The sequence below is a fragment of the Cupriavidus sp. GW822-FHT03E04 genome (assembly GCF_058801495.1).
Map to the genome: position 1 here is coordinate 53913 of NZ_JBXANI010000016.1, position 25417 is coordinate 79329.

The window sequence follows — 25417 nt, forward strand, 5'->3', positions numbered from 1 at the left end:
AATCACCTGACAACCCGGGCGGCGCCAGCCGCCGCCCAAGCCAATGCCAATTGCTCCTGAGGAGGATGTATGGATGCCGCCAAGACTGTTATCCCTGATCTCGATGCCCTGTGGATGCCGTTTACCGCCAACCGCCAGTACAAGGCGGCCCCGCGCCTGCTCGACTCCGCCAGCGGCATGTACTACACCTCGCATGACGGCCGCCAGATCCTCGACGGTTGCGCCGGCCTGTGGTGCGTCGCTGCCGGCCATTGCCGCCAGGAGATCGCGGACGCGGTCGCCCGCCAGGTGCAGACCCTGGACTACGCGCCGCCGTTCCAGATGAGCCACCCGCTCACCTTCGAGGCCGCCACCAAGGTGGCAGCCATCATGCCGGCCGGGCTGGACCGCATCTTCTTCACCAACTCGGGCTCGGAATCGGTCGACACCGCGCTGAAGATCGCGCTGGCGTATCACCGCGCCCGTGGCGAAGGCCAGCGCACCCGCGTGATCGGGCGTGAGCGCGGCTACCACGGCGTTGGCTTCGGCGGCATGGCGGTGGGCGGCATCGGCCCCAACCGCAAGGCCTTCTCGGCCAACCTGATGCCCGGCACGGACCACCTGCCGGCCACGCTGAATATTGCCGAAGCAGCTTACTCCAAAGGCCAGCCGACCTGGGGCGCGCACCTGGCCGACGACCTGGAACGCATCCTGGCGCTGCACGATCCGTCCAACGTCGCCGCCGTCATCGTCGAGCCGCTGGCCGGCTCGGCCGGCGTGCTGGTGCCGCCCGTGGGCTACCTGGAAAAGCTGCGCGAGATCACCAGCAAGCACGGCATCCTGCTGATCTTCGATGAGGTCATCACCGCCTTCGGCCGCCTGGGCGCGGCCACCGCCGCCGAGCGCTTCAAGGTCACGCCGGACCTGATCACCATGGCCAAGGCCATCAACAACGCAGCCGTGCCGATGGGCGCGGTGGCGGTGCGGCGCGAAGTGCACGACACCGTGGTCAACGCCGCGGCGCCGGGTGCCATCGAGTTCCTGCACGGCTATACCTATTCCGGCCACCCGCTGGCGATGGCCGCGGCCATCGCCACGCTGGATATCTACAAGAACGAGAACCTGTTCGGCCGTGCCGCCGAGCTGGCGCCGAAGTTCGAAGCCGCGGTGCATGCCGTGCGCGGCGCGCCCCACGTGAAGGACATCCGCAACCTCGGCATGGTCGCCGGCATCGAGCTGGAGCCGCGTCCCGGCCAGCCCGGCGCGCGTGGCTATGAGGCCTTCCTGAAATGCCTGGAGCGCGGCGTGCTGGTGCGCTTCACCGGCGACATCCTCGCTTTCTCGCCGCCGCTGATCATCACCGAGGCGCAGATCGAAGAGATGTTCGACACCGTGAAGAAGGTGCTGCAAGAACTGAAGTGATTGCAGTGATTGCAGCGAATGCCGTGGCCGCAGAGACAAGACAAGGAACACTGACGTGAACATCGCAGAGAACCGGCAGATCGCCGACATTGCGCACTACATTGGCGGGACTGTGCGCGCCGCCTCGTCGGAGCGGTTTGCCGACGTCTTCAACCCGGCCACGGGCGCCGTGGCCGGGCGCGTGGCGCTCGGCTCGGCGCAGGACGTGGACGCCGCTGTGGCTGCGGCCCACGCCGCGTTCCCGGCCTGGTCCGAGACCGCGCCGCTCAAGCGCGCGCGCATCCTGTTCAAGTTCAAGGAGCTGCTCGACCGCCACCATGACGACCTCGCCGCGCTGATCACGCGCGAGCACGGCAAGGTGTTCTCCGATGCCAAGGGCGAAGTCACCCGCGGTGTGGAGATCGTTGAGTTTGCCTGCGGCATTCCCAACCTGCTCAAGACCGACTTCACCGACAACATCGGCGGCGGCATCGACAACTGGAACCTGCGCCAGCCGCTGGGCGTGGTGGCCGGCATCACGCCGTTCAACTTCCCGGTGATGGTGCCGATGTGGATGTTCCCGGTGGCGCTGGCCTGCGGCAACACCTTCGTGCTCAAGCCGTCCGAGCGCGATCCCTCGCCCTCGCTGCTGATTGCCGACCTGCTCAAGCAGGCCGGCCTGCCGGATGGCGTGTTCAATGTGGTGCAAGGCGGCAAGGAAGCCGTCGATGCGCTGCTGGCGCACAAGGACGTGCAGGCCCTGTCCTTCGTCGGCTCCACGCCGATCGCCGAGTACATCTACACCGAAGGCACCAAGCGCGGCAAGCGCGTGCAGGCCCTGGGCGGCGCCAAGAACCACCTGGTGGTGATGCCCGACGCCGACCTCGACCAGGCCGTGGACGCGCTGATCGGCGCTGCCTATGGCTCGGCCGGCGAGCGCTGCATGGCCATCTCGGTGGCTGTGGCGGTGGGCGATGTCGCCGACAAGCTGGTACCGCGCCTGGCCGAACGCGCGCGGTCGCTGAAGATCCGCAACGGCATGGAAGATGATGCCGAGATGGGCCCGCTGGTGACCGCCGCGCACAAGGCCAAGGTAGAAGGCTATATCGCCAAGGGTGTGGAAGAGGGCGCCAAGCTGGTGACCGACGGCCGCGGCCACAAGGTCGACGGGCACGAGAACGGCTTCTACGTGGGCGGCACGCTGTTTGACAACGTCACGCCGGACATGACCATCTACAAGGAAGAGATCTTCGGCCCGGTGCTGTCGGTGGTGCGCGTGCATGACCTGGCCGAAGCGGTGGACCTGATCAACGGCCACGAGTACGGCAACGGCGTGTCCTGCTACACCAGCGACGGCGGCGTGGCACGCGCGTTCTCGCGCCAGATCCAGGTGGGCATGGTGGGCATCAACGTGCCGATCCCGGTGCCGATGGCGTGGCATTCCTTTGGGGGGTGGAAGCGCTCGCTGTTCGGTGATCATCATGCCTACGGCGAGGAAGGTATCCGCTTCTATACGCGCTACAAGAGCATCATGCAGCGTTGGCCGGACAGTATTGGGAAGGGGGCGGAGTTTACGATGCCGGTGGCTAAGTGAGGGGGGCGGTGTTTCTTTGAGCGGCGTTGGCCTTTGCACCCAACAGCCATACGACATCCCCCTGCGGGGGCTGCCGGTCACTCTTCTTTGCGTCGGTGGCAAAGAAGACTAACGAGAAAAAAGCCGACCCTGCCGGGCGCAGAGCAATCAGGCTTATGTGGGGCTGTGGTTGCGTCGTATGGCCCGGAGTGCCGGCGGGCATCTGCCGGTACCGGCTTGACCGGCCACGAACCTGCCAGTCTCCGGGATTCGTGGTGAGGCCCCCGGTAGCAGACATCACTTGCTTCAAGCCGTCTGTCGCTCGCGGCGTGCCCGGCCACGAAGTTGCAGGCGCACCGGTTCCGTCGTGGGCGCGGTGGCACCGGGTTGATATGCCCGAGACCTTGACCACCGCGCCCGCCCCACCACGAAACCACTGACGGGCGATGTGTCGTGGTGCTTCGCGCCGGTAACGGCAGATGTGGGAATGGTCACCGCACACGAGGTCAGGGGCCCCACAACGAAACCCATGTGCCATGCCATTGCGATGCCCTACAAACCGGTGCCGGCAGATGCCAGCAGAACTGTGGCCGCACGACGAAACCACAGCCCCACATAAGCCTGATTGCTCTGCGCCCGGCAGGGTCGGCTTTCTTCTCGTTAGTCTTCTTTGCCGACGCAAAGAAGAGTGACCGGCAGCCCCCGCAGGGGGATGTCGTATGGCTCTTGGGTGCAAGATGCCAACGCCGATCAAAGAAACACCGACCAACCCAAAAGTGACGAATCCGCCCACCCCATCACGCTAAAATACGCCGCTTTTCAAAGCCGCCCAGCGCGCCAGGAGTACCCACCGATGAGTCTGTTCCGCACCAAGAACATCGAGGCCATGCTGGCCGCCGCCCGCGATGATGGACTGAAAAAGGTGCTCGGTCCCGTCGACCTGATCCTGATGGGCATCGGCGCCATCATCGGCACCGGCATCTTCGTGCTGACGGGCACCGGCGCGCTCACGGCCGGCCCGGCGCTGACCGTCTCCTTCGTGATCGCCGCGCTCGCCTGCGGGTTTGCCGCGCTCTGCTACGCCGAGTTCGCGTCCGCTATCCCCGTCTCCGGCTCTATCTACACCTATAGCTACGCCACGCTCGGCGAGATCGTGGCGTGGATGATCGGCTGGGATCTGCTGCTTGAGTATGGTCTTGCGACCTCGGCGGTGTCGGTGGGCTGGTCGGGCTATTTCCAGTCGCTGATGGCGGGCTTCGGTATTCACCTGCCGGTCATGCTCACCGCCGCACCCGGTGCCGTGCCGGGCGTGCAGACACTGTTCAACCTGCCGGCTGCCGTGATCATGCTGCTGATCACCTGGGTCGTGTCCTACGGCGTGCGCGAGTCGGCGCGCTTGAACAACGTGATGGTGGCCATCAAGATTGCGGTGGTGCTGCTCTTTATCGGGGTGGGTGTGTGGCACGTCAAGCCGGCCAACTGGCATCCGTTCGCGCCGTTTGGGCTGGAAGGCGTCTTCAATGCGGCCGCGCTGGTGTTCTTCGCTTTTATCGGCTTCGACGCGGTGACATCGGCCGCCGAGGAAGTGCGCAACCCGCGCCGCGACCTGCCGATCGGCATCATCGGCTCGCTGGCGGTCTGCACCGTGCTGTACGTGACGGTGGCGGCCATCATGACCGGCATCGTGCCCTTCGCCAAGTTCGCGGGCATCGATCATCCGGTATCGCTGGCGCTGCAGTACGCGGGCGAGAACTGGGTGGCGGGATTCGTCGATCTCGGCGCCATCCTGGGCATGACCACGGTGATCCTGGTGATGACCTTCGGCCAGACCCGCATCATCTTTGCCATGTCGCGCGACGGGCTGCTGCCGGAGCGGCTGTCGAAGGTGCACCCGGTGCATGCCACGCCGTTCTTCGCCACGTGGACGGTGGGCATCGTGTTTGCCTTCATTGCGGCTTTCGTGCCGCTCAATGTGCTGGCGGAGCTGATCAATATCGGCACGCTGTCCGCCTTCACGCTGATCTCGGTGGCGGTGCTGGTGCTGCGCAAGACGCGGCCGGATCTGCCGCGCGCTTTCCGCTGCCCTGGTGTGCCAGTGGTGCCGCTGCTGTCGGTGGGCTTTTGCCTGTTCCTGATGGCCCACCTGCAGGCGCTGACTTGGGTGGCATTCCTGGCGTGGCTGGCGCTTGGCCTAGCGATCTACTTCCTCTACGCGCGCCGCAACGCGGTGCTGCACGGCGGCGCTTGACGCCGCCTGCGCTTACCGTTCGCGCGCTCCGGCTTCCTGCAGGAAGGCCAGCGCGCGCGGCTCCTCGACAAAGGCGGAGTTGATGCGGATCCAGGCCGAGCCCTCGCCGCCCGGCCGGAAGTAATTGCCGGGCGCCAGTGTCACCCCATGCTGCTCGGCCAAGGTCACCAGCTCGCGCGAATCCTCGATCCCACGCGTACGAGCCCACAGGAAGTTGCCGCCCGCCGGTTCGCAATACACTTCCCAGCCGGCGTCGCCCAGGTGCTGCACCGCGCGCGCGGTGGCCTGGCGCACCCGCAGCCGCAGCCGCTCCATGTATTTGCGGTAGGCGCCGCGCTCCAGCAGCGCCGCCGTCACGCTCTCCGCGAAATGCGAGCCCGCTACGCTGGTTAGCACCTTCACATCCACCAGGTCCTTCACCAGCGCCTTGTCGGCCACCAGGTAGCCGACGCGCAGCGAGGCCGACACCGTCTTGGAAAAGCCGCCGATGTAGATCACGTGCTCAAGCTGGTCCAGCGTGGCCAGCCGGTCGGTGTAGTTGGTCTGGAAGTCCGAGAAGATATCGTCCTCGACAAAACGGAAGCCGTGCCGGCGCGCCAGCTCCAGCAGGCGGAACGCCACCGGCGGCGAGAGGGTCGAGCCGGTCGGGTTCTGCAGCACGCTGTTGGTGAAGAACAGCTTGGGCTTGTGCTCGCGCAGCAGCGCTTCGGCGGCGTCCGGGTCCGGGCCGTTGCGGGTTTGCGGCACCCCCACCAGCCGCACCCCGTGCAGGCGCAGCAGGCCGAACAGGTTGTAGTAGCCAGGATCCTCCACGAACACCGTATCGCCTGGCTTGAGCAGGCGGCGCACCACCAGGTCCAGCGCCTGGCTGGCGCCCGTGGTGATCAGCACCTGCGGCAGCTCCGCCGCGATGCCGAGCTGCCGCACGCGGGTCAGCACGTGCTGGCGCAGCTCCGGGCTGCCCATCGGCGTGGCGTAGTGGATCACGCTGTTGATGTCGTTGCGCGAGACCTGGCGGATGGCCTGGGTCAGCCCTTCCACGTCGCGCCAGCTCTCGGGCACGAAGCCGCCCGCCAGCTTGAGCGTGGCGCTGGGATGGTTGAACTGCTCCAGGATATGGCCTGACAAATCCTCTGCCAGACGCGGGTCCGACCAGCCATTGGCGCCGCGCGCCAGCAGCGGGCTGTCGGCGACGAAGAAGCCCGACCCGTGGCGGGAATCGAGCAGGCCCTGCGATACCAGCCGGTCATAAGCCTCGATCACCGGGAAACGGCTGATGCCATGCTCCGCCGCGAGCTGCCGGATCGACGGCAGGCGCGCGCCCGGGCGCACCTCGCGCGCGCTGATCCAGGTCTTGACCTCGTTGACGATCTGGTCGGTCAGGGGCACGCCGGTGGCGGGAACGAGGGTCAGCTTCATCGGCAGGGTGCAGGGGAAAGTGTCAGGAAAAACTACTGAACAGTTCATGTCAAACTGTTCGCAACTGTTCATGGGATTGTAGTTTGCGCTGTGAATAATGGAAGGCATGCGGCGGAAGTGCCGGCACTGGCTGGGCCGGTGGGCACGAGAGACATGGCCGCCATGCAGAACAGGAGTGATGAAATGCGCGAACTAAGGATCTTCGAATTCGATGAACTGGGCCAGCCGGTGAGCTGGCGCGCCCGCGAAGGCCAGCGCGTGAAGGCGGTCGAAGGCCGCCTTTGGCTCACGGTGGAAGGCCACCACGCGGACATCTGGCTGCTGCCGGGAGCCGTCTTTGCGCTGCCTGCCGGCGCCCGGGTATGGTTGTCGGGCGAAAGCGAGGGCGCGCGCTTCACGCTGGCCGAGACGCCGGCCCCGTCGTCGTGGCGCTGGCTGGGCGGGCTGGCGAGTGCGCTGAAGCGCCGCTTTGGCGAGCGCCGTGGCTCCGGTGCCGGCCAGTGCCCGGAACCGGGCCTCTGAGAGGATCTCGGCCGGACCGCGCGCAGCGCGTGTCCGGTCATCCCGCTCCCATCCGTATTGGTGGAAGCCTGGCCAAGTGTCTGGTCGTGCGCTCTCCAAAATGCCGTTTGCCGGCGTCGAACTCCCCCGATGCCTCGCTCCCTCCCTCCACATCGTCGCGCCAACTATGCGAGGATGTTCATATGGCTGGCCGCGCCGCGCGGTATTCGGCGCTCCCGTGGATTGATTGCCGTTAACGTAAACGTCATATAATCAAGCCGTTGCGCCGGCACCAGCCAGACCGCTCGCGTGTCAGATCCGAGCCGCCTCCAGAGCGGCAGCCATGGACGTCATGCGATCAGCCAGAACACCGAACATGGTGGAGACAATGACCGATCTTTCCGATGTGCAGAAGGGCGCTCAACCCGGCGCTCAACCCGGCGCTCAACCGGGTGCTCCCCATCACGCGCAGGGACCGAAAGGGCCCGTCAACAAGGTGCGCTTCGTCACCGCGGCCTCGCTGTTCGACGGCCACGACGCTTCCATCAACATCATGCGGCGCATCCTGCAGTCCTCGGGCTGCGAGGTGATCCATCTGGGGCACAACCGCTCAGTGGAAGAGGTGGTCAGCGCGGCCTTGCAGGAAGACGTGCAGGGTATCGCCATCTCCAGTTACCAGGGCGGCCACGTCGAGTATTTCAAGTACATGGTGGACCTGCTGCGCCAGCGTGGCGGCGAGCACATCCAGTTGTTCGGCGGCGGCGGCGGCGTGATCGTGGCGGACGAGATCCGCGAGTTGCAAGCCTACGGCGTGGCACGGATCTTCAGCCCGGAGGACGGCCAGCGCCTGGGCCTGGCGGGCATGATCGCCGACATGGTGCAGCGCTGCGATATCGACCTGGCGCGCTATGCCCCCACCACGCTCGATGCGATGAAAGGCGGCGACCGCCGCGCGCTCGCGCAGCTGATCACGGCACTGGAAAACGGCAAGGCGGATCCCGCGCTGGCCGACGCCCTGCGCGCCGAGGCGGCCAAGGTGAAGACACCCGTGCTCGGCATCACCGGCACGGGCGGCGCGGGCAAATCCTCGCTGACCGATGAGCTGATCCGCCGCATCCGGCTGGACCAGCGCGATGCGCTATCCATCGCGGTGATCTCGATCGACCCGTCGCGCCGCAAGTCCGGCGGCGCGCTGCTGGGCGACCGCATCCGCATGAACGCGATCAACCATCCGCACATCTTCATGCGCTCGATGGCCACGCGCGAGGCCGGCTCGGAGATCTCGCGGGCGCTGCCCGATGTGCTGGCGGCCTGCAAGGTGGCCGGCTTCGACCTGATCATCGTCGAGACCTCGGGCATCGGGCAGGGAGACGCGGCCATCGTTGCGCACGTGGACCTGTCGCTCTACGTGATGACCCCGGAGTTTGGCGCGGCCAGCCAGCTCGAGAAGATCGACATGCTGGACTTCGCGGATTTTGTCGCCATCAACAAGTTCGACCGCAAGGGCGCGCAGGACGCGTGGCGCGACGTGGCCAAGCAGGTGCAGCGCAACCGCGAGCAGTGGCATGCCAAGCCCGAGGAGATGCCGGTGTACGGCACCCAGGCGTCGCGCTTTAACGACGACGGCGTGACCATGCTCTACCAGGGCCTGCGCGAAGCGCTGTGCGCGCGCGGCATGCGTGCGCCGGCCGGTGTGCTGCCGCAGTTGAGCGGACGTGTCTCCACCGGCCAGAACGTGATCGTCCCGCCGGCGCGCAGCCGCTATCTGGCCGAGATCGCCGACACGGTGCGCGCTTATCATCGCCGCGTGGACGCGCAGAGCCGGCTGGCGCGCGAGCGCCAGCAACTGCGCGAGGCGCGCCGCATGCTGCTGGCGGCCTCCGGTCAAGAGGGCCAGGGCGAAGCGCTGCAGGCTCTCGCCACCGAGCGCGACGCCGCGCTCGGCGCGCAGGAGCGCAAGCTGCTGGCGATGTGGCCGGAGATGCGCAAGGCCTACAGCGGCGACGAATACGTGGTGAAGATCCGCGACAAGGAAATCCGTACCGCGCTCACCACCACGACCCTGTCCGGCACCACGGTGCGCAAGGTGGTGCTGCCGCGCTTCGAGGACGATGGCGAAGTGCTCAAGTGGCTGCTGCGCGAGAACGTGCCGGGCAGCTTCCCCTACACCGCCGGTGTGTTCGCCTTCAAGCGCGAGAACGAAGACCCCACCCGCATGTTTGCCGGCGAGGGCGATGCCTTTCGCACCAACCGCCGCTTCAAGCTGGTCTCCGAGGGCCTGGATGCCAAGCGCCTGTCCACCGCCTTCGATTCGGTCACGCTGTACGGCGAGGATCCGCACACCCGCCCGGACATCTACGGCAAGGTCGGCAACTCGGGCGTGTCGATCGCCACGCTCGACGACATGAAGGTGCTGTACGACGGCTTCGACCTCACCAGCCCGTCGACCTCGGTGTCGATGACCATCAACGGGCCCGCGCCCACCATCCTGGCGATGTTCATGAACACCGCCATCGACCAGCAGCTCGACAAATTCCGCGCCGACAACAACCGCGAGCCCACCGCCGACGAGGAAGCCAAGATCCGCGCGTGGGTGCTGCAGAACGTGCGCGGCACGGTGCAGGCCGACATCCTCAAGGAAGACCAGGGCCAGAACACCTGCATCTTCTCGACCGAGTTCTCGCTCAAGGTGATGGGCGATATCCAGGCGTACTTCGTCCATCACCAGGTGCGCAATTTCTACTCGGTGTCGATTTCCGGCTATCACATTGCCGAGGCGGGAGCGAACCCGATCTCGCAACTGGCGTTCACGCTGTCCAACGGCTTCACCTATGTGGAGGCGTACCTGGCGCGCGGCATGCATATCGATGACTTCGCGCCCAACCTGTCGTTCTTCTTCTCCAACGGCATGGACCCGGAATACAGCGTGCTGGGCCGCGTGGCGCGCCGCATCTGGGCGGTGACGCTGCGCGACAAGTACGGCGCCAATGAACGCAGCCAGAAGCTCAAGTACCACATCCAGACTTCCGGGCGCTCGCTGCACGCGCAGGAGATCGACTTCAACGACATCCGCACCACGCTGCAGGCGCTGATCGCCATCTACGACAACTGCAATTCGCTGCACACCAACGCGTACGACGAAGCCATCACCACGCCCACCGGCGAGTCGGTGCGCCGCGCGCTGGCGATCCAGCTCATCATCAACCGCGAGTGGGGCGTGGCCAAATGCGAGAACCCCAACCAGGGCAGCTTCCTGATCGATGAGCTGACCGACCTGGTGGAAGACGCGGTGATGCAGGAGTTCGAGCGCATCGCCGAGCGCGGCGGTGTGCTCGGCGCGATGGAGACGGGCTACCAGCGAGGCAAGATCCAGGACGAGTCGCTGTACTACGAGCAACGCAAGCACGACGGCACGCTGCCCATCATCGGCGTCAATACGTTCCGCAATCCCAATGGCGACGCTACGCCGCAATCGCTCGAACTGGCGCGTTCCAGCGAAGAGGAGAAGCAGGGACAACTTGCGCGGCTGGCGGACTTCCACGCCCGTCATGCGGATGCGGCGCCGGCCATGCTGCAGCGGCTGCGCCAGGCTGTGATCGACAACGACAATGTGTTTGCGGTGCTGATGGATGCGGTGCGCGTGTGCTCGCTCGGGCAGGTCACGCATGCATTGTTTGAGGTAGGAGGCCAGTACCGCCGCAATATGTGATCCGTCCGCCAGGGGCTGTCTGGTGCGAGGCCCCTGCGTTAAACTTGACGTTTGCGCCAGCCGCGTCGCCTTGCGGGCAGCGAGCGCCAGCGAAGATCAAGACCAAGACCAATCAGGAGTACCGTGTACGATCCCAACAATATCTTCGCCCGCATCCTGCGTGGCGAATTGCCTTGCAACAGGGTGTATGAAGACGCCGACACCATGGCCTTCATGGACATCATGCCGCAGTCGGATGGCCACGTGCTGGTCGTGACCAAGGAACCCGCCGCCGAGTTGTTCGACCTTTCCGACGCCGGCGCCGAAGCCGCCATCCGCACCACCAAGCGCGTCGCCCGCGCGGTGCGCGCCGCCTTCTCGCCGGACGGCATCTCGATCGGCCAGTTCAACGGCGCCGCCGCGGGCCAGACCGTGCCGCACGTGCATTTCCACATCGTGCCGCGCTACGCCGAGCGCACCCTGCGCGGCCACGGCAGCGACATGCAGGATCCGGAAATCCTCAGCCAGCACGCCGAGCGCATCATTGCCGCGCTGCGCGAAGCCTGACCAGATACATCGGTGCGCCGTGACCGCAGCGCGCCACGCCAGAATCAAGCAACCAGCAACAAGGAAGACAAGATGGGAATCAGGACAGTGGGCATCGTAGGCGCCGGCACCATGGGCAACGGCATCGCGCAAGCGTGCGCCGTGGTGGGCCTGGACGTAGTGATGGTGGACATCAGCGACGCAGCGGTGAACAAGGGCATCGCCACCGTGGGCAGCAGCCTGGATCGCCTGATCAAGAAAGACAAGATCAGCGAAGCCGACAAGGACGCCGCACTCGCGCGCATCAAGGGCTCCACGTCCTATGACGCGCTCAAGGCCGCCGATATCGTGATCGAAGCCGCTACCGAGAACTTCGACCTCAAGGTCAAGATCCTCAAGCAGATCGACAGCATCGTCGGCGACAACGTGATCATCGCGTCCAACACCTCATCGATCTCGATCACCAAGCTGGCCGCCGTCACCAGCCGCCCGGGCAATTTCATCGGCATGCACTTCTTCAACCCCGTGCCGATGATGGCCCTGGTGGAGTTGATCCGCGGCCTGCAGACCAGCGATGCCACGCACGCGCTGGTGGAAGAACTGTCGAAGAACCTCGGCAAGTACCCGATCACCGTGAAGAACAATCCGGGTTTCGTGGTCAACCGGATTCTCTGCCCGATGATCAATGAGGCGTTCTGCGTACTGGGCGAAGGCCTGGCGTCGCCGGAAGAAATCGACGAAGGCATGAAGCTGGGTTGCAACCACCCGATCGGCCCGCTGGCGCTGGCTGACATGATCGGCCTGGATACGATGCTGGCGGTGATGGAGGTGCTGTACACCGAATTTGCCGACCCGAAATACCGTCCGGCCATGCTGATGCGCGAAATGGTGGCGGCGGGCTATCTCGGCCGCAAGACGGGCCGCGGTGTGTACGTCTACAGCAAGTGACATTGAAGCAGTAAAAGGCTGAAAGTCCCCCTTCCTCACAGGCGGGGGGAGCCAAGAAAGCTGGCAACGGAGCGATCCGTCGCCAGCTTTTTTTCGTTCGCGCAACGCCCCGGCCTGCGGGGTTCTCCAGCCTGTCGCGATCAATGAAAACTGCCTCTTGCAGCTCCTGGCTATTTGCTGTCTGCCTGGGTTTTTAAATAAGAATCGATATCAATTTATTCTTAATAGCACGATCGTATTAAAAAATATTGTCAAGCTTGTGGTGACGAAAAATCCGACAAATGCTAGGTGAAATCAATCTCGATCAAGGTAAAGCCAGATGAATGGCTTATTCATCCCTGATCGCTAAAGCTTTGTATAGACATATCCGTAAACGCTGAGATGCACTACGCGCCGCCGCAGTCGTGGCACAGCCTGTGCGCCGCGCGTGCTTTGGAAAACCGATGGGGAATCTTTATGCGCAACAACCAACCCGTCTCGCAGCGCGAATACGAACTGCCTGAGAATGCGACGCTGATGTCGACCACCGACACCGAGAGCCGTATTGCCTATGCCAACGCGGCCTTCGTCGATGTCAGTGGATTCACACGCGAGGAAATCCAGGGCCAGCCCCACAATATCGTGCGGCACCCGGATATGCCGGCCGAGGCCTTCGCCGATATGTGGGCCACGCTCAAGAGCGGCGAGCCCTGGACGGCGCTGGTGAAGAACCGGCGCAAGGACGGCGACCATTACTGGGTACGCGCCAACGCCATGCCGCTAGTGCGCAATGGCAAGCCGGTGGGGTACATGTCGGTGCGCACCAAGCCCTCGCGCGAGGAGATTGACGCCGCCGGGCGGCTCTACCAGGACTTTCGCGAGGGTAGTGCGGGCCAACGGCGTTTTCACAAGGGTCTGATCATTCAGGGCGGCTGGAAGCGGTGGGCGTCGGCCTTCAAGACCATGCCGGTGCGCTGGCGCATCCGCGGCGCCCTGGCAACCTTGCTGCCGGCCTCGGTCATTGGTGCCGCGGCGCTTGGCATGAGCGGGATGCCGCTGGCCGGCCTGGGCGGCATCGTCGCCGCCATGTTGCTGCTGGTCTCCGGCTGGCTGGAGGCGCAGATCTCGCGGCCATTGGAGCGGGTCATGGCACAGGCCCTGCGCGTGGCGTCCGGCGAAAGCCAGCAGGTCGAGCATCTGGACCGCGTGGACGAGATCGGCATGACGCTGCGCACGATCAGCCAGCTTGGCCTGATGTTTCGCTGGCTGATCGACGATGTGAGCGAGCAGGTGCTGAACGTGCAAGGCGCAAGCAGCGAGATCGCGCAGGGCAATGGCGACCTGAGCGTGCGTACCGAGCAGGCGGCATCCAACGTACAGGATACGGCGTCGTCGATGACGCAGATGACGGCCACGGTCAAGAGCAATGCCGAGACCGCGGCGCAGGCAAACGAGTTGTCCGGCTCCGCCAGTACCGAGGCGGCCAAGGGCGGCAAGGCGATGTCGCAGGTGGTGGCGACCATGGAGGAAATCAGCAGCAGCTCGAAGCGGATCGGCGACATCATCAGCGTGATCGACGGCATCGCCTTCCAGACCAATATCCTTGCGCTGAATGCCGCGGTGGAAGCCGCGCGGGCCGGGGAACAGGGCAGGGGCTTCGCGGTGGTGGCCGGCGAGGTGCGCGGGCTCGCGCAGCGCAGCGCCAGCGCGGCCAAGGAGATCAAGGCGCTGATCGGCGCCAGCGTGGAAAAGGTCGACTCGGGGGCGCAACTGGTCAACGACGCCGGCCAGACCATGGATAACATCGTGGCCCAGGTCCGGCGCGTCTCCGACCTGATCGCCGAGATCAGCCTGGCTACGTCCGAGCAGAGCGCGGGCATCAGCCAGGTTGGCGATGCCATCGGCGACCTCGACCGCATCACCCAGCAAAACGCGGCGCTGGTGGAGCAGAGCGCGGCCGCCGCACAGAGCCTGAAACAACAGGCCAACCGGCTGGTGGAAGCGGTCAGCGTATTCCGTTGACTGCGCGCCACGCCGCATCGGGCTATGCCGCAAGATAGCTGCGAGGGGCGTGGCGGCCCTACTCGCCGTACTGCCGCAGCCCTTCCAGGTCCAATACCTCGATCACGCCATAGTCGACCTTCACCAGTCCCTGCTGCTCCAGCACCTTCAGCGCCTGGTTGGCCCGCTGCCGCGATATGCCCGCCAGCAGTCCGATTTCTTCCTGCGAAATCTCCAGCGTGGTCCCCAGGCCAGGGTACAGGTGCTCATTGAACAGCGACGACACGGCGCGCGCCACACGCGAATCGATATCGAGCAGCCGCTCGTATTCCACGGCGGCAATGAACTGTCCCAGCCGCTCATTGAACTGCGTCAGCAGGAACCGCGTGAACGGCAAGCTGGTATCCAGCAACCACTGAAAAGTCTCGCGCGGCAGGAACGCAATGCGCGAGCGCCGCAGCGCCATCACGTCATACTTGCGGATTTCGCCCTTGAGCACGGCACCTTCGCCAAACCAGCCTCCCGTAGGCACGCCGGTGAATGTGACCGACTTGCCGGAAGGCGATACGGTAGTGATCTTGACGATCCCTTCCAGCACACCCAGCCAGTGTTCCGCCATATCGCCTTTATGGCAGACATAGTCGCCCTGGCTATATTCGCGCACGCACATGGCGCGGCGGACGATGTCGCGTTGTTCTTCGCTGAGGTCGGCTGCCCACACGCAGCGGTCGACGAAATCGTTGAGCATGGCCTGGGAACCTTCCCGTAGGGATTAACCCGGAATTGTCATCGGCGTGACAACCGGGGGAAATGGCATGGACTATCTTACGATCACCACGAACCGCGAATGCGCGCCAGGACAGGCGCGGCGGGCTTGTTGCGTCGCGGCACAAACACCGCCGGGCAAAACAGGCCAAGTATAACCAGCGGCAGCAGGCTTGGCACCGGTGGCGGACCCCCGCGCCGGAGGGACAGGAGATATCCATGCAGGAACCGTCGGCGACGACCTTCCCGCGCTTGTTGCTTGCGCATGCGCAGCAGCGGCCGGAAAGCCCGGCTTACCGTGAGAAGGATCTCGGGATCTGGCAAACCTATAGCTGGGCGCAGACCGCGCAGGAGGTGCGCGCGCTCGCGTGCGGCCTGGCTGCGCTGGGCTTTGCCCGCGGCATGAACGTGGCGGTGGTCGGCGACAACCGGCCGCGCCTGTACTGGGCCATGAGCGCGGCGCAGTCCATGGGCGGCGTGCCGGTGCCGCTTTACCAGGATGCCATTGCCGGCGAGATGATCTATGTGCTGAACGATGCCGAGATCGACTTCGCCATCGTGGAGGACCAGGAGCAGGTGGACAAGCTGCTGGAGGTGGAGGAGCAGCTTGCCGCGCAGGGCCGCAAGGTGCGCCACATCATCTATGAAGACCCACGCGGGCTGCGCGACTACGATCATCCGGCGTTGATGTCTTACCAGCGCCTGCAGGAGATCGGCCGCGAGTTCGATCGCGCCAATCCCGGCTACTTCGATGCGGCCGTTGCCGCGGGCGAGCCTGACGATACCGCCATCATCCTCTACACCTCCGGCACCACCGGCAAGCCCAAGGGTGTGTGCCACTCGCATCGCGGCCTGATCGGCGCGGCGCGCAACGGCTGCGCGTTCGATGGCCTGACCGCGAAGGACGATGTGCTGTCCTACCTGCCGATGGCATGGGTGGGCGACAACCTGTTCTCGTACGCGCAGGCCATGGTGGCGGGCTTTACCGTGAACTGCCCGGAGTCGCGCGAGACGGTGATGACCGACCTGCGCGAGATCGGTCCCACCTATTACTTCGCGCCACCGCGCATCTATGAAAACCTGCTCACGCAGGTGATGATCCGCATGGAAGATGCGGGCTGGATCAAGCGCAAGCTCTTTCACTGGGCCATGGGCGTGGCGCGCCGCTGCGGCACCGACATCCTCGACGGCAATCCGGTGCCGTTGGCCGACCGCCTGCGCTACGCGGCCGGCGAGGCGCTGATCTTCGGGCCGCTGCGCAATGTGCTCGGCATGAGCCGCATCCGCGTGGGCTACACGGCGGGCGAGGCGATTGGCCCGGACCTGTTCCGCTTCTATCGCTCCATCGGCGTCAACCTCAAGCAGTTCTACGGCCAGACTGAAACCTGCGCCTATGTCTGCCTGCAGCCGGACGGCAAGGTCAAGTTCGATTCGGTCGGGCCCGCCGCGCCGGGCATGGAGATCCGCATTGCCGAGAACGGCGAAGTGCTGGTGCGTGGCGTGGGCTTGTTGAAGGCCTACTACAAGCGCGAGGATGCCACCCGCGAGGCGATCAACGACCAAGGCTATTTCATGACCGGCGATGCTGGCGTGATCGACGCCGATGGCCACCTCAAGATCATCGATCGCGCGAAGGACGTGGGCAAGCTGTCCGACGGCGCCATGTTCGCGCCCAAGTACATCGAGAACAAGCTCAAGTTCTTTCCCTATATCAAGGAAGCGGTGGCGTTCGGCACCGGCCGCGACAGCGTCTGCGCGTTCATCAACATCGATTTCGATGCCGTGGGCAACTGGGCCGAGCGGCGCCACCTGGCCTATGCGGGCTACATCGACCTGGCGGCGCAGCCAGAGGTGATCGCCATGATCGGCGAGTGCGTCGAGCAGGTGAATGCCGACCTTGCCGCCGATGCCATGCTGGCTGGCTCGCAGGTTTCGCGCTTCCTGATCCTGCACAAGGAACTCGATCCGGACGACGATGAGCTCACCCGCACGCGCAAGGTGCGTCGTGGCTATATCGCCGAGAAATACGCGTCGCTGATCGAAGCGCTGTACGCCGGCAAGCCGGAGCAGTTCATCGAGACGCGCGTGAAGTTCGAGGACGGGCGTGAAGGCAGCGTCTCGGCCACGTTGAAGCTGGTCGATGTAAAGCGCTTCCCCCCGGCCACCGCCGGCGCGAAGCGCGCAGCATGAGCAGGGGCGAGAGGATGACGCAAATGGCATGGCAAGGCGTGGGGCGCGGCGGCGATGGCCAGCCGGCGTGGAGCGGCGCGTCCGCGGGGGCTGGGGCAACAGCAACGGCACAAGCGCTCGGCGGGGTTCAGATGGAGCATGCGCAGGTGCGCAAGGCCGGCGACGTGATACTCGACCTGCAGAATATTTCGTTGGCCTTCGGCGGTGTGAAGGCGTTGACCGATATCTCGTTTGACGTGCGCGAGCATGAGATCCGCGCCATCATCGGCCCCAACGGCGCGGGCAAGAGCTCGATGCTCAACGTGATCAACGGGGTCTACCACCCGCAGCAAGGGCGCATCGTGTTTCGTGGCGAGGAACGGCGCAAGATGCATCCCACCGCCGCGGCGCGCCAGGGCATCGCGCGCACTTTCCAGAATATCGCGCTGTTCAAGGGCATGACCGTGCTCGACAACATCATGACCGGGCGCAACACCAGGTTCCGCAGCGGCCTGCTGGCCAATGCGCTGTGGTGGGGCCCGGCGCGCAACGAGGAAATGCAGCACCGGCGCAAGGTCGAGGAGGTGATCGATTTCCTCGAGATCCAGGCGATTCGCAAGACGCCGGTGGGGCGCCTGCCCTACGGCTTGCAAAAGCGCGTGGAGCTGGCACGTGCGCTGGCGGCTGAGCCTTCGATGCTGCTGCTCGACGAGCCGATGGCCGGCATGAACGTGGAAGAGAAGCAGGACATGTGCCGCTTCATCCTGGACGTGAACCATCAGTTCGGTACCACCATCGTGCTGATCGAGCACGACATGGGCGTGGTGATGGACATCTCCGACCGTGTGGTGGTGCTGGACTACGGCAAGAAGATCGGCGACGGCACGCCGGAAGCGGTGAAGGCCAACCCGGATGTGATTCGCGCCTATCTGGGCGCTGGTCACTGATGCAGTTGCAAGACAAGGACAACCATGACGTTCTTCTTTGAAATCCTGATCGGCGGCTTATTGTCGGGGTTGATGTACTCGCTGGTGGCGCTCGGGTTCGTGCTGATCTACAAGGCATCGGGCGTGTTCAACTTCGCGCAGGGCGCGATGGTGTACTTTGCCGCGCTGGCGGTGGTGGGGCTGATGGACAAGGGCCTGCCAATGTGGGCGGCCGTGATCGGCGCGTTTGGCGTGATGGTGGTGGTCGGCATCAGCACCGAACGGCTTGTGCTGCGCAAGCTGGTGAACCAGCCACCCATCACGCTGTTCATGGCCACCATCGGGCTGTCCTTCTTTCTCGAGGGGTTGGGGCCGCTGTTGTTCGGCAATGAAGTGCGCCCGATCAACCTCGGCATCGTCGACGAGCCCATCGAAGCCATCCTGACGCGCTTCAATATCGTGGTATCCAAGTTCGACCTGGCGGCGGCGGGTATCGCCGCCGTCCTGGTGGGCACGCTGGCGCTGTTCTTCCAGTACACCAAGGTGGGCCGTGCATTGCGCGCGGTGGCGGACGATCACCAGGCCGCGCTGTCGCTGGGGATTCCGCTGCAGCATATCTGGGCCATTGTCTGGGGCGTGGCAGGCTTCGTGGCGCTGGTGGCGGGCATGCTGTGGGGCTCGCGCAATGGCGTGCAGTTTGCGCTGACGCTGACCGCGTTGAAGGCGTTGCCGGTGCTGATCCTGGGTGGCTTTACCTCGGTGCCTGGCGCCATCGTCGGCGGGCTGATCATCGGGGCATCGGAGAAGCTGGCCGAGATCTATATCCCGCCCGTGTTCCAGTCCGCGTTCGGCGGCAACTTCGGCGGCATCGAAGGCTGGTTCCCCTATGTGTTTGCGCTGTTGTTCCTGCTGGTGCGGCCCGAGGGGCTGTTCGGTGAGAAACACATCGATCGTGTCTGACCGGCCCGCGCCTCAGGAGAGAAAACATGTTCTACCGTGAATCCGGCCAGTTCAAGACCACCTACGTTGCCGACAGCCAGATCTTCCCCATCCGCCAGGACCGCATCGGCTTTGCGGTGCTGATGGCGGTGGCCTTCGTGGCGATCCCGCTGCTGGGTTCGGAGTACTGGTTCTCGGCCATCCTGATCCCGTTCCTGATCTTCGCGCTAGCCGCGCTCGGGCTCAATATCCTCACGGGCTACGCGGGGCAGCTCTCGCTTGGCACCGCGGCCTTCATGGCGGTGGGCGCTTACGCGGCCTACAACTTCCAGCTGCGCATCGAGGGCCTGCCGGTGCTGCTGACCTTTATCCTCGCCGGCTTATCGGCGGCGATGGTAGGCGTGGCGTTCGGCTTGCCGTCGCTGCGCATCAAGGGCTTCTACCTTGCGGTGGCGACGCTGGCGGCGCAGTTCTTCGTGGTGTGGGCGCTGACCAAGTTTCCCTGGTTCTCCAACAACAGCTCATCGGGCGTGATCACCGCGCAGCAGTTGAGCCTGTTCGGCATCGCCATCGATACACCGGTGAAGAAGTACCTCTTCGTGCTGATGCTGGTGACGGTGCTGGCCATCGTGGCCAAGAACCTGGTGCGCTCCTCCACCGGGCGTGCCTGGATGTCGGTGCGCGACATGGACGTGGCGGCGGAGGTGATCGGCATTCCGCTGATGCGCACCAAGCTGCTGGCCTTTGCCGTCAGCTCGTTCTACTGCGGCGTGGCGGGCGCGCTCTATGCGTTCTGCTACCTGGGCTCGGTCGAGCCGGACGGTTTCTCGCTCGACCTTTCCTTCCGCGTGCTGTTCATGATCATCATCGGCGGCGTGGGCAGCATCCTTGGCTCGTTCCTGGGCGCGGCCTTCATCCTGCTGCTGCCGATCTTCCTGGACATCGCGCTGCCGCCGCTGGCCGCGCTGCTGCACCTGCCCTTTACCAACGCCGCCGTGTCGCATATCCAGTTGATGGTGTTCGGCGGGCTGATCATCTTCTTCCTGGTGGTGGAGCCGCATGGCCTGGCACGGCTGTGGCAGATCGCGAAGGAGAAGCTGCGGCTCTGGCCATTCCCCCATTGAGTTTCATCGCATTGACGTTTTTTGGTTCGGAACAAGACAAACGGGTATTCCATAACAAACACACCTGCCAAGGTGAAGGAGACTGTCATGACCATCCTGATTCGCAATCTGCAGCGCATAGCCCTGGCGGTGGGGGCGTCGGCCGCGCTGCTGGCGCCGCTGGCGGTGCAGGCGCAAAGCGGCGAGCAGTTCGTCGCGCTGCCAAGCTATCGCGTCGGCCCGTATGGCGCCAACGGACAGTCCTTTTATGGCGGCTTCGTCGACTACCTGAACTACGTCAACCTCAAGGACGGGGGCGTGAACGGCGTCAAGCTGTCGTGGGAAGAGTGCGAGACGGAGTACAACAACGCCAAGGGCGTGGAGTGCTATGAGCGGCTCAAGGGCAAGAGCCCCGTCAGCAAGGGCACCGCGTACCACACCATGTCGACCGGCATCTCCTACGCGCTGGTGGACAAGACCGCGGCCGACAAGGTGCCGCTGGTGATGATGGGCTATGGCCGCACCGATGCGGTCGACGGTTCGGTCTTCCCCTACGCCTTCCCGCTGGTCACCACCTACCAGATGCAAGTCTCGGCCATCGTCAAGTTCCTGGCGGGCAAGAACGGCGGCTCGCTGGCCGGCAAGAAGATCGTCTACCTGTATCACGACTCCGCCTATGGCAAGGAGCCGATCGTGGCGCTGGAAGCCGAAGCCAAGCTCGGCAAGTTCAACCTGGTCGAGATCCCGGTGGCGCACCCCGGCAACGAGCAGGGCGCGCAGTGGCTGAAGATCCGCCAGGAGAATCCTGACTACGTGATCTTCTGGGGCTGGGGCGTGATGAACCAGACCGCGCTCAAGGCGGCGCAAAAGGTGGGCTTCGCACGCGACAAGATGATTGGCTCGTGGTGGGCAGGTTCGGAAGAAGACACCGTGCCCGCCGGCGATGCCGCCAAGGGCTATATGAGCGCAACCTGGAACGTGGCGGGCAAGGGCGTGCCGCTGATCGCCGATATCGACAAGGTGGTCTACGGCGCCGGCAAGGGCAATATGCAGGACCGCAACAAGGTTGGCTCGGTGCTCTACAACCGTGGCGTATCCGCGGCCGTGGTGACAGTGGAAGCGATCCGCGTGGCGCAGGCCAAGTATGGCAAGGGCAAGGTCATGAGCGGCGAAGACATGCGCTGGGCATTCGAGAACCTGAACGTGAACAATGCGCGCCTGCAGCAGCTGGGCGCCACGGGCTTGCTGCCGGAGATCAAGACCAGCTGCGACAACCACGAAGGCTCGGGCAAGGTGAAGATCCAGCAGTGGGATGGCACCAAGTGGGTGGTGGTGTCGGACTGGATCGAAGGCAACAAGAACCTGATCCATCCGCTGTTCAAGGCGAGTGCCGCGCAGTTCGCGAAAGAGAAGGGCATCTCGCCTGCGTGCATGAAGTCTTGATCCGGGCGCTGCAAGGCGTTTGTTGATTGTTGTCGACTCCGCTCGCCCGCATGCGGGCGAGCGCAGATGAAGCCAGCCAGGAACCACCAACCGAGCCGCACCATGAGCCTGTTGTCCGTCAACAATATCGAAGTCATCTACGACCACGTCATCCTGGTGCTCAAGGGCGTTTCCCTCGACGTGCCCGAGGGGCGGATCGTGGCGCTGCTGGGCGCAAACGGCGCGGGCAAGACCACCACGCTCAAGGCCATCTCCAACCTGCTGCATGCCGAGCGCGGCGATGTCACCAAGGGCTCGATCGAGTACCGCGGCAACCGGGTCGACCGGCTTACGCCCAACGAGCTGGTCAAGCGCGGGGTGATCCAGGTGATGGAGGGGCGGCATTGCTTCGCGCACCTGACGCTGGAGGAAAACCTGCTGACCGGCGCCTATACGCGCGGCTTGTCGCGCAGCGAAACACGCGATGCGCTGGAGCGCATCTACGATTACTTCCCACGCCTGAAGACGCGCCGCAAGTCGCAGGCGGGCTACACCTCGGGCGGCGAGCAGCAGATGTGCGCGATCGGCCGGGCCATGATGGCCAAGCCCAGCATGATCCTGCTCGATGAGCCATCGATGGGGCTGGCGCCACAGATCGTGGAGGAGATCTTCGAGATCGTGCGCGACCTGAACCAGCGCGAGAGGGTCAGCTTCCTGCTGGCCGAGCAGAACACCATGGTGGCGCTGCGCTATGCGGACTACGGCTACATCCTGGAGAACGGCCGCGTGGTGATGGATGGCGCGGCCGAGGCGCTGCGCACGAATGAGGATGTGAAGGAGTTCTACCTGGGCGTCGCCGCGAATGATGGAGAGGGCGGCGGGAGAAGCTCCTTCCGTGACGTAAAGAGCTATCGCCGGCGCAAGCGCTGGCTCGCCTGAGCAGCGCGAACAAGCCTGCTGCGCGACCCGTGCGCGCCAGCGCTCCGCCAATCCGCCACGGGCCGCTCGCCACGGCTTGTTCGCCCTTCTCGATGCGCATCCGGCTTTAAACAGTACGGTTCATCACGCGACTACCTACGCGAACTACGCACCATGCCTGAATACTTCGATTCGCTTGAAACGCGCGCCCCGGCCGTCCGCACGCTGGCCTTGCTGGACGCATTGTCGCGCCAGGTTGCACATGCCAAGGCGCATGCGCCTTATTTTGCGGAGGTGCTGCGCGACGTGGATCCGCGCGCGCTGGACTCGCGCGCCGCGCTGGCGGCGCTGCCAGTGACGCGCAAGTCCGAGCTGACGGCTCGGCAGAGGATCATGCCGCCGCTGGGCGGGCTGAATGCGACGCCGCTCGGCGGCCTGCGCCACATCTTCCAGTCGCCCGGCCCGATCCACGAACCCGACGGGCATGGCCCCGACTGGTGGCGGATCGCGCGTGCCATGTTCGCGGCGGGCTTCCGCTCGGGCGATCTCGTCTACAACACCTTCTCCTACCACTTCACGCCGGCCGGCATGATGATGGAAACCGGCGCCCATCGGCTGGGTTGCTGTGTGTTCCCGGCGGGCGTGGGACAGACCGAATCGCAGGTGCAGGCGATGGCGAGCCTGCAGCCGGCGGCCTACGCGGGCACGCCATCCTTTCTCAAGCTGCTGCTGGAGAAGGGCGACGAGCTCGGCTTGCCCTGCCAGGGCCTGACGAAGGCGCTGGTGTCTGGCGAGGCATTGCCGCCATCGCTGCGCGCCTGGTTCACCGAGCGCGGCATCCGCGTGCAGCAGATGTACGGCAGCGCCGACGTGGGCCTGATCGCCTACGAGACCCAGGGCGGCGACGGCTGGGTGGTGGACGAGAACGTGCTGGTGGAGATCGTCGAGCCGGGCGGCACGCAGCCCATGCCTGACGGCGAGACCGGCGAGGTGGTGGTCACGGTGCTGGGCAATGGCGACTATCCGCTGATTCGCTTCGGCACGGGGGACCTGTCGGCGTTCGTGGCCGGTTCGAACGAGCGCGCCAGCCCGTGCGGGCGCACCAACCAGCGGCTCAAGGGCTGGCTGGGACGCGCCGACCAGACCACCAAGGTCAAGGGCATGTTCGTGCATCCCGGACAGGTGGGCGAGGTGGTGCGGCGCCATCCCGAGGTGCGTGCCGCGCGCCTGGTGGTGACGGGCAGCGTGGGTGCCGACGTGATGACGCTGCATTGCGACGCCGCGCGCGACGATGCGGCACTGGCGCAGGCCATTGGCGAATCGCTGCGCGAGGTGATGCGCCTGCGCGGCGAGGTGCGCTTCGTGGCAGCGGGCTCGCTGCCGCAGGATGGCAAGGTGATCGAGGACGCGCGGCGTTACGACTGAGCGCGGTTGCGGCCCGGGGACGGTGCCGCATGGCCGCCGGTGGGGCGCGTCGGCAGCCACAGCAGCCACGCGCTGACGGCCGCGGCGATGGTGACCAGCGTCAGCGAAGCCAGCGCTCGCTCGCGCATCAGCCATGCGGTGGTGCCCATCGACAGCCACATCATGCTGATGGCCAACTGCTTGGCGCGCAAGGGAATGCTGCGGTGGGCCCGCCAGTCACGCACCAGCGGGCCGAAGCGCGGATGCGCAAGCAGCCGCGCATGGAAACGCTCCGAGCCACGCGCGAAACACGCGGCGGCCAGCAAGACGAAGGGCGTGGTCGGCAGCACTGGCAGGAAGATGCCGACGATGCCCAGCAGCAGGCTGAGCACGCCAAGCGCCACCCACAGCCCGCGCAGCGCGCGTTGCCTGCGGCTGCGCACGGCGGGTGGGGCGGCTGGCAACGCGCTCAGACCGCGAGCCCCAGGCGGGCGCGCGCGTCGTTGTACTCGGCCTTCATGCGCGCCACGATTTCGCCAGCGGTGGGGATGTCGTGGATCTGGCCCACGCCCTGGCCGGCGCCCCAGACGTCCTTCCATGCCTTGGCCTTGGAGGCGCCGCTGGAAAAATCCATCTTGGTCTTGTCCGCCTGCGGCAGGTTGGCGGGATCCAGCCCCGAGGCCTCGATGCTCTCGCGGATGTAGTTGCCGTGCACGCCGGTAAACAGGTTGGTGTAGATGATGTCGGCCGCGGCGGAAGTGGTGATCGACTGCTTGTAGGACTCGCTGGCATGGGCTTCCTGCGAGGCAATGAAGCGGGTGCCGACGTAAGCGAAGTCCGCGCCCATGGCCTGCGCGGCCAGCACGGATTCGCCGGTGGCAATCGAGCCCGACAGTGCGATCACGCCGTCGAAGATCTTGCGCACTTCGCCCACCAGCGCGAACGGCGACAGCGTGCCGGCATGGCCGCCGGCGCCAGCCGCCACCAGGATCAGCCCGTCCACGCCGGCCTCGATAGCCTTCTCGGCGTGGCGGATGCTGATCACATCGTGCAGCACGATGCCGCCATAGCTGTGCACGGCGTCGATCATCTCCTTGGGCGGCGCGCGCAGCGAGGTGATGAAGATGGGCACCTTGTGGTCCACGCACACCTTGATGTCGTGCTCCAGGCGCACATTGGAGGTGTGCACGATCTGGTTGACGGCGATCGGCCCGACCGGCTTGCCCGGGTTGGCGGCGCGGAAGGCGGCGAGATCGTCTTCCATCTGGGTGAGCCAGTCGCCCAGCATCTCGGCAGGGCGCGCGTTCAGCGCGGGGAAGGAGCCGACGATGCCGGCCTTGCACTGCGCCAGCACCAGCTCGGGGTAGCTGACGATGAACATCGGCGAGGAAATCACGGGCAGCGCCAGGTTTTGCAGGACCTGGGGCAATTGTTTGGCGGCGGGCATGGCGTCTCCTGGACCACGAACGGGCGCCGGTGGCGCCCTGG

At 65.2% G+C, this 25417-nt stretch carries 19 protein-coding genes; 15 read left to right on the plus strand and 4 right to left on the minus strand.

The window, feature by feature from the left end:
• Positions 1 to 69 precede the first annotated feature (69 nt).
• The 3 genes from aptA (at position 70) to bcaP (ending at position 5201) form a co-directional block, all read left to right on the plus strand.
• A complete protein-coding gene (gene aptA / locus AC1RQC_RS23395) occupies positions 70 to 1401 on the plus strand; it encodes an omega-aminotransferase AptA (protein ID WP_492375592.1) in 1332 nt (443 codons plus the stop codon).
• Positions 1402 to 1456: 55 nt separating this feature from the next.
• Entirely contained in the window at positions 1457 to 2974 is a 1518-nt protein-coding gene (locus AC1RQC_RS23400) for a CoA-acylating methylmalonate-semialdehyde dehydrogenase (protein ID WP_492375593.1), read from the plus strand.
• A gap of 832 nt (positions 2975 to 3806) precedes the next feature.
• Positions 3807 to 5201 carry a branched-chain amino acid transporter BcaP gene (bcaP, locus tag AC1RQC_RS23405; RefSeq protein WP_492375594.1) on the plus strand — a complete coding sequence of 465 codons (1395 nt, stop codon included), beginning with the start codon at positions 3807 to 3809 and terminating at the stop codon, positions 5199 to 5201.
• A 12-nt stretch (positions 5202 to 5213) separates the two neighbouring features.
• On the opposite strand, the gene AC1RQC_RS23410 is transcribed toward bcaP, so the two are convergent.
• Positions 5214 to 6620, minus strand: coding sequence for an aminotransferase-like domain-containing protein (locus tag AC1RQC_RS23410; protein WP_309405371.1), 1407 nt, complete (start codon positions 6618 to 6620; stop codon positions 5214 to 5216).
• Between the two features lie 183 nt (positions 6621 to 6803).
• On the opposite strand from AC1RQC_RS23410, the gene AC1RQC_RS23415 reads away from it, so the two are divergent.
• The 5 genes from AC1RQC_RS23415 to AC1RQC_RS23435 all read left to right on the plus strand — a co-directional run bounded on the left by AC1RQC_RS23415 (position 6804) and on the right by AC1RQC_RS23435 (position 14304).
• A complete protein-coding gene (locus AC1RQC_RS23415) occupies positions 6804 to 7142 on the plus strand; it encodes a DUF2917 domain-containing protein (RefSeq protein ID WP_441632199.1) in 339 nt (112 codons plus the stop codon).
• Between the two features lie 367 nt (positions 7143 to 7509).
• Positions 7510 to 10830, plus strand: coding sequence for a fused isobutyryl-CoA mutase/GTPase IcmF (gene icmF / locus AC1RQC_RS23420; RefSeq protein WP_492884788.1), 3321 nt, complete (start codon positions 7510 to 7512; stop codon positions 10828 to 10830).
• Positions 10831 to 10941: 111 nt separating this feature from the next.
• Positions 10942 to 11376, plus strand: a complete 435-nt coding sequence (locus AC1RQC_RS23425) for an HIT family protein (RefSeq protein WP_492884831.1) — start codon at positions 10942 to 10944, stop codon at positions 11374 to 11376.
• A 72-nt stretch (positions 11377 to 11448) separates the two neighbouring features.
• Positions 11449 to 12303, plus strand: a complete 855-nt coding sequence (locus tag AC1RQC_RS23430) for a 3-hydroxybutyryl-CoA dehydrogenase (RefSeq protein ID WP_492810422.1) — start codon at positions 11449 to 11451, stop codon at positions 12301 to 12303.
• A 456-nt stretch (positions 12304 to 12759) separates the two neighbouring features.
• Positions 12760 to 14304: a methyl-accepting chemotaxis protein gene (locus tag AC1RQC_RS23435; protein ID WP_492810424.1), complete on the plus strand. Its 1545-nt coding sequence runs from the start codon at positions 12760 to 12762 to the stop codon at positions 14302 to 14304.
• A gap of 58 nt (positions 14305 to 14362) precedes the next feature.
• Here AC1RQC_RS23435 and AC1RQC_RS23440 read toward each other — a convergent pair whose 3' ends face one another.
• Entirely contained in the window at positions 14363 to 15031 is a 669-nt protein-coding gene (locus AC1RQC_RS23440) for a Crp/Fnr family transcriptional regulator (RefSeq protein ID WP_492375597.1), read from the minus strand.
• 236 nt (positions 15032 to 15267) lie between these two features.
• Here AC1RQC_RS23440 and AC1RQC_RS23445 point away from each other — a divergent pair, with 236 nt between their 5' ends.
• The 7 genes from AC1RQC_RS23445 (at position 15268) to AC1RQC_RS23475 (ending at position 23950) form a co-directional block, all read left to right on the plus strand.
• The gene (locus AC1RQC_RS23445; protein WP_492884790.1) at positions 15268 to 17238 is read left to right on the plus strand and encodes an AMP-dependent synthetase/ligase; all 1971 of its coding nucleotides are present in this window, start codon (positions 15268 to 15270) and stop codon (positions 17236 to 17238) included.
• 14 nt (positions 17239 to 17252) lie between these two features.
• A complete protein-coding gene (locus AC1RQC_RS23450) occupies positions 17253 to 18164 on the plus strand; it encodes an ABC transporter ATP-binding protein (protein ID WP_150989595.1) in 912 nt (303 codons plus the stop codon).
• Positions 18165 to 18188: 24 nt separating this feature from the next.
• Positions 18189 to 19103, plus strand: coding sequence for a branched-chain amino acid ABC transporter permease (locus AC1RQC_RS23455; RefSeq protein WP_150989598.1), 915 nt, complete (start codon positions 18189 to 18191; stop codon positions 19101 to 19103).
• A gap of 26 nt (positions 19104 to 19129) precedes the next feature.
• On the plus strand, positions 19130 to 20206 hold the full coding sequence (locus tag AC1RQC_RS23460) for a branched-chain amino acid ABC transporter permease (protein WP_492810430.1): 1077 nt from the start codon (positions 19130 to 19132) through the stop codon (positions 20204 to 20206).
• A gap of 87 nt (positions 20207 to 20293) precedes the next feature.
• Positions 20294 to 21628, plus strand: coding sequence for an ABC transporter substrate-binding protein (locus AC1RQC_RS23465; protein WP_253929709.1), 1335 nt, complete (start codon positions 20294 to 20296; stop codon positions 21626 to 21628).
• A 102-nt stretch (positions 21629 to 21730) separates the two neighbouring features.
• The gene (locus AC1RQC_RS23470; RefSeq protein WP_492375605.1) at positions 21731 to 22546 is read left to right on the plus strand and encodes an ABC transporter ATP-binding protein; all 816 of its coding nucleotides are present in this window, start codon (positions 21731 to 21733) and stop codon (positions 22544 to 22546) included.
• Positions 22547 to 22699: 153 nt separating this feature from the next.
• Positions 22700 to 23950 (plus strand): phenylacetate--CoA ligase family protein, encoded by a 1251-nt coding sequence (locus tag AC1RQC_RS23475; protein WP_492810435.1) that lies wholly within the window; start codon positions 22700 to 22702, stop codon positions 23948 to 23950.
• Here the strand turns inward: AC1RQC_RS23475 and AC1RQC_RS23480 are convergent.
• Entirely contained in the window at positions 23941 to 24393 is a 453-nt protein-coding gene (locus tag AC1RQC_RS23480; RefSeq protein WP_492884792.1) for a YbaN family protein, read from the minus strand. The genes AC1RQC_RS23475 and AC1RQC_RS23480 overlap by 10 nt on opposite strands.
• Before the next feature lie 5 nt (positions 24394 to 24398).
• Positions 24399 to 25376 (minus strand): NAD(P)H-dependent flavin oxidoreductase, encoded by a 978-nt coding sequence (locus tag AC1RQC_RS23485; RefSeq protein ID WP_183032018.1) that lies wholly within the window; start codon positions 25374 to 25376, stop codon positions 24399 to 24401.
• Between the last annotated feature and the right edge of the window lie 41 nt (positions 25377 to 25417).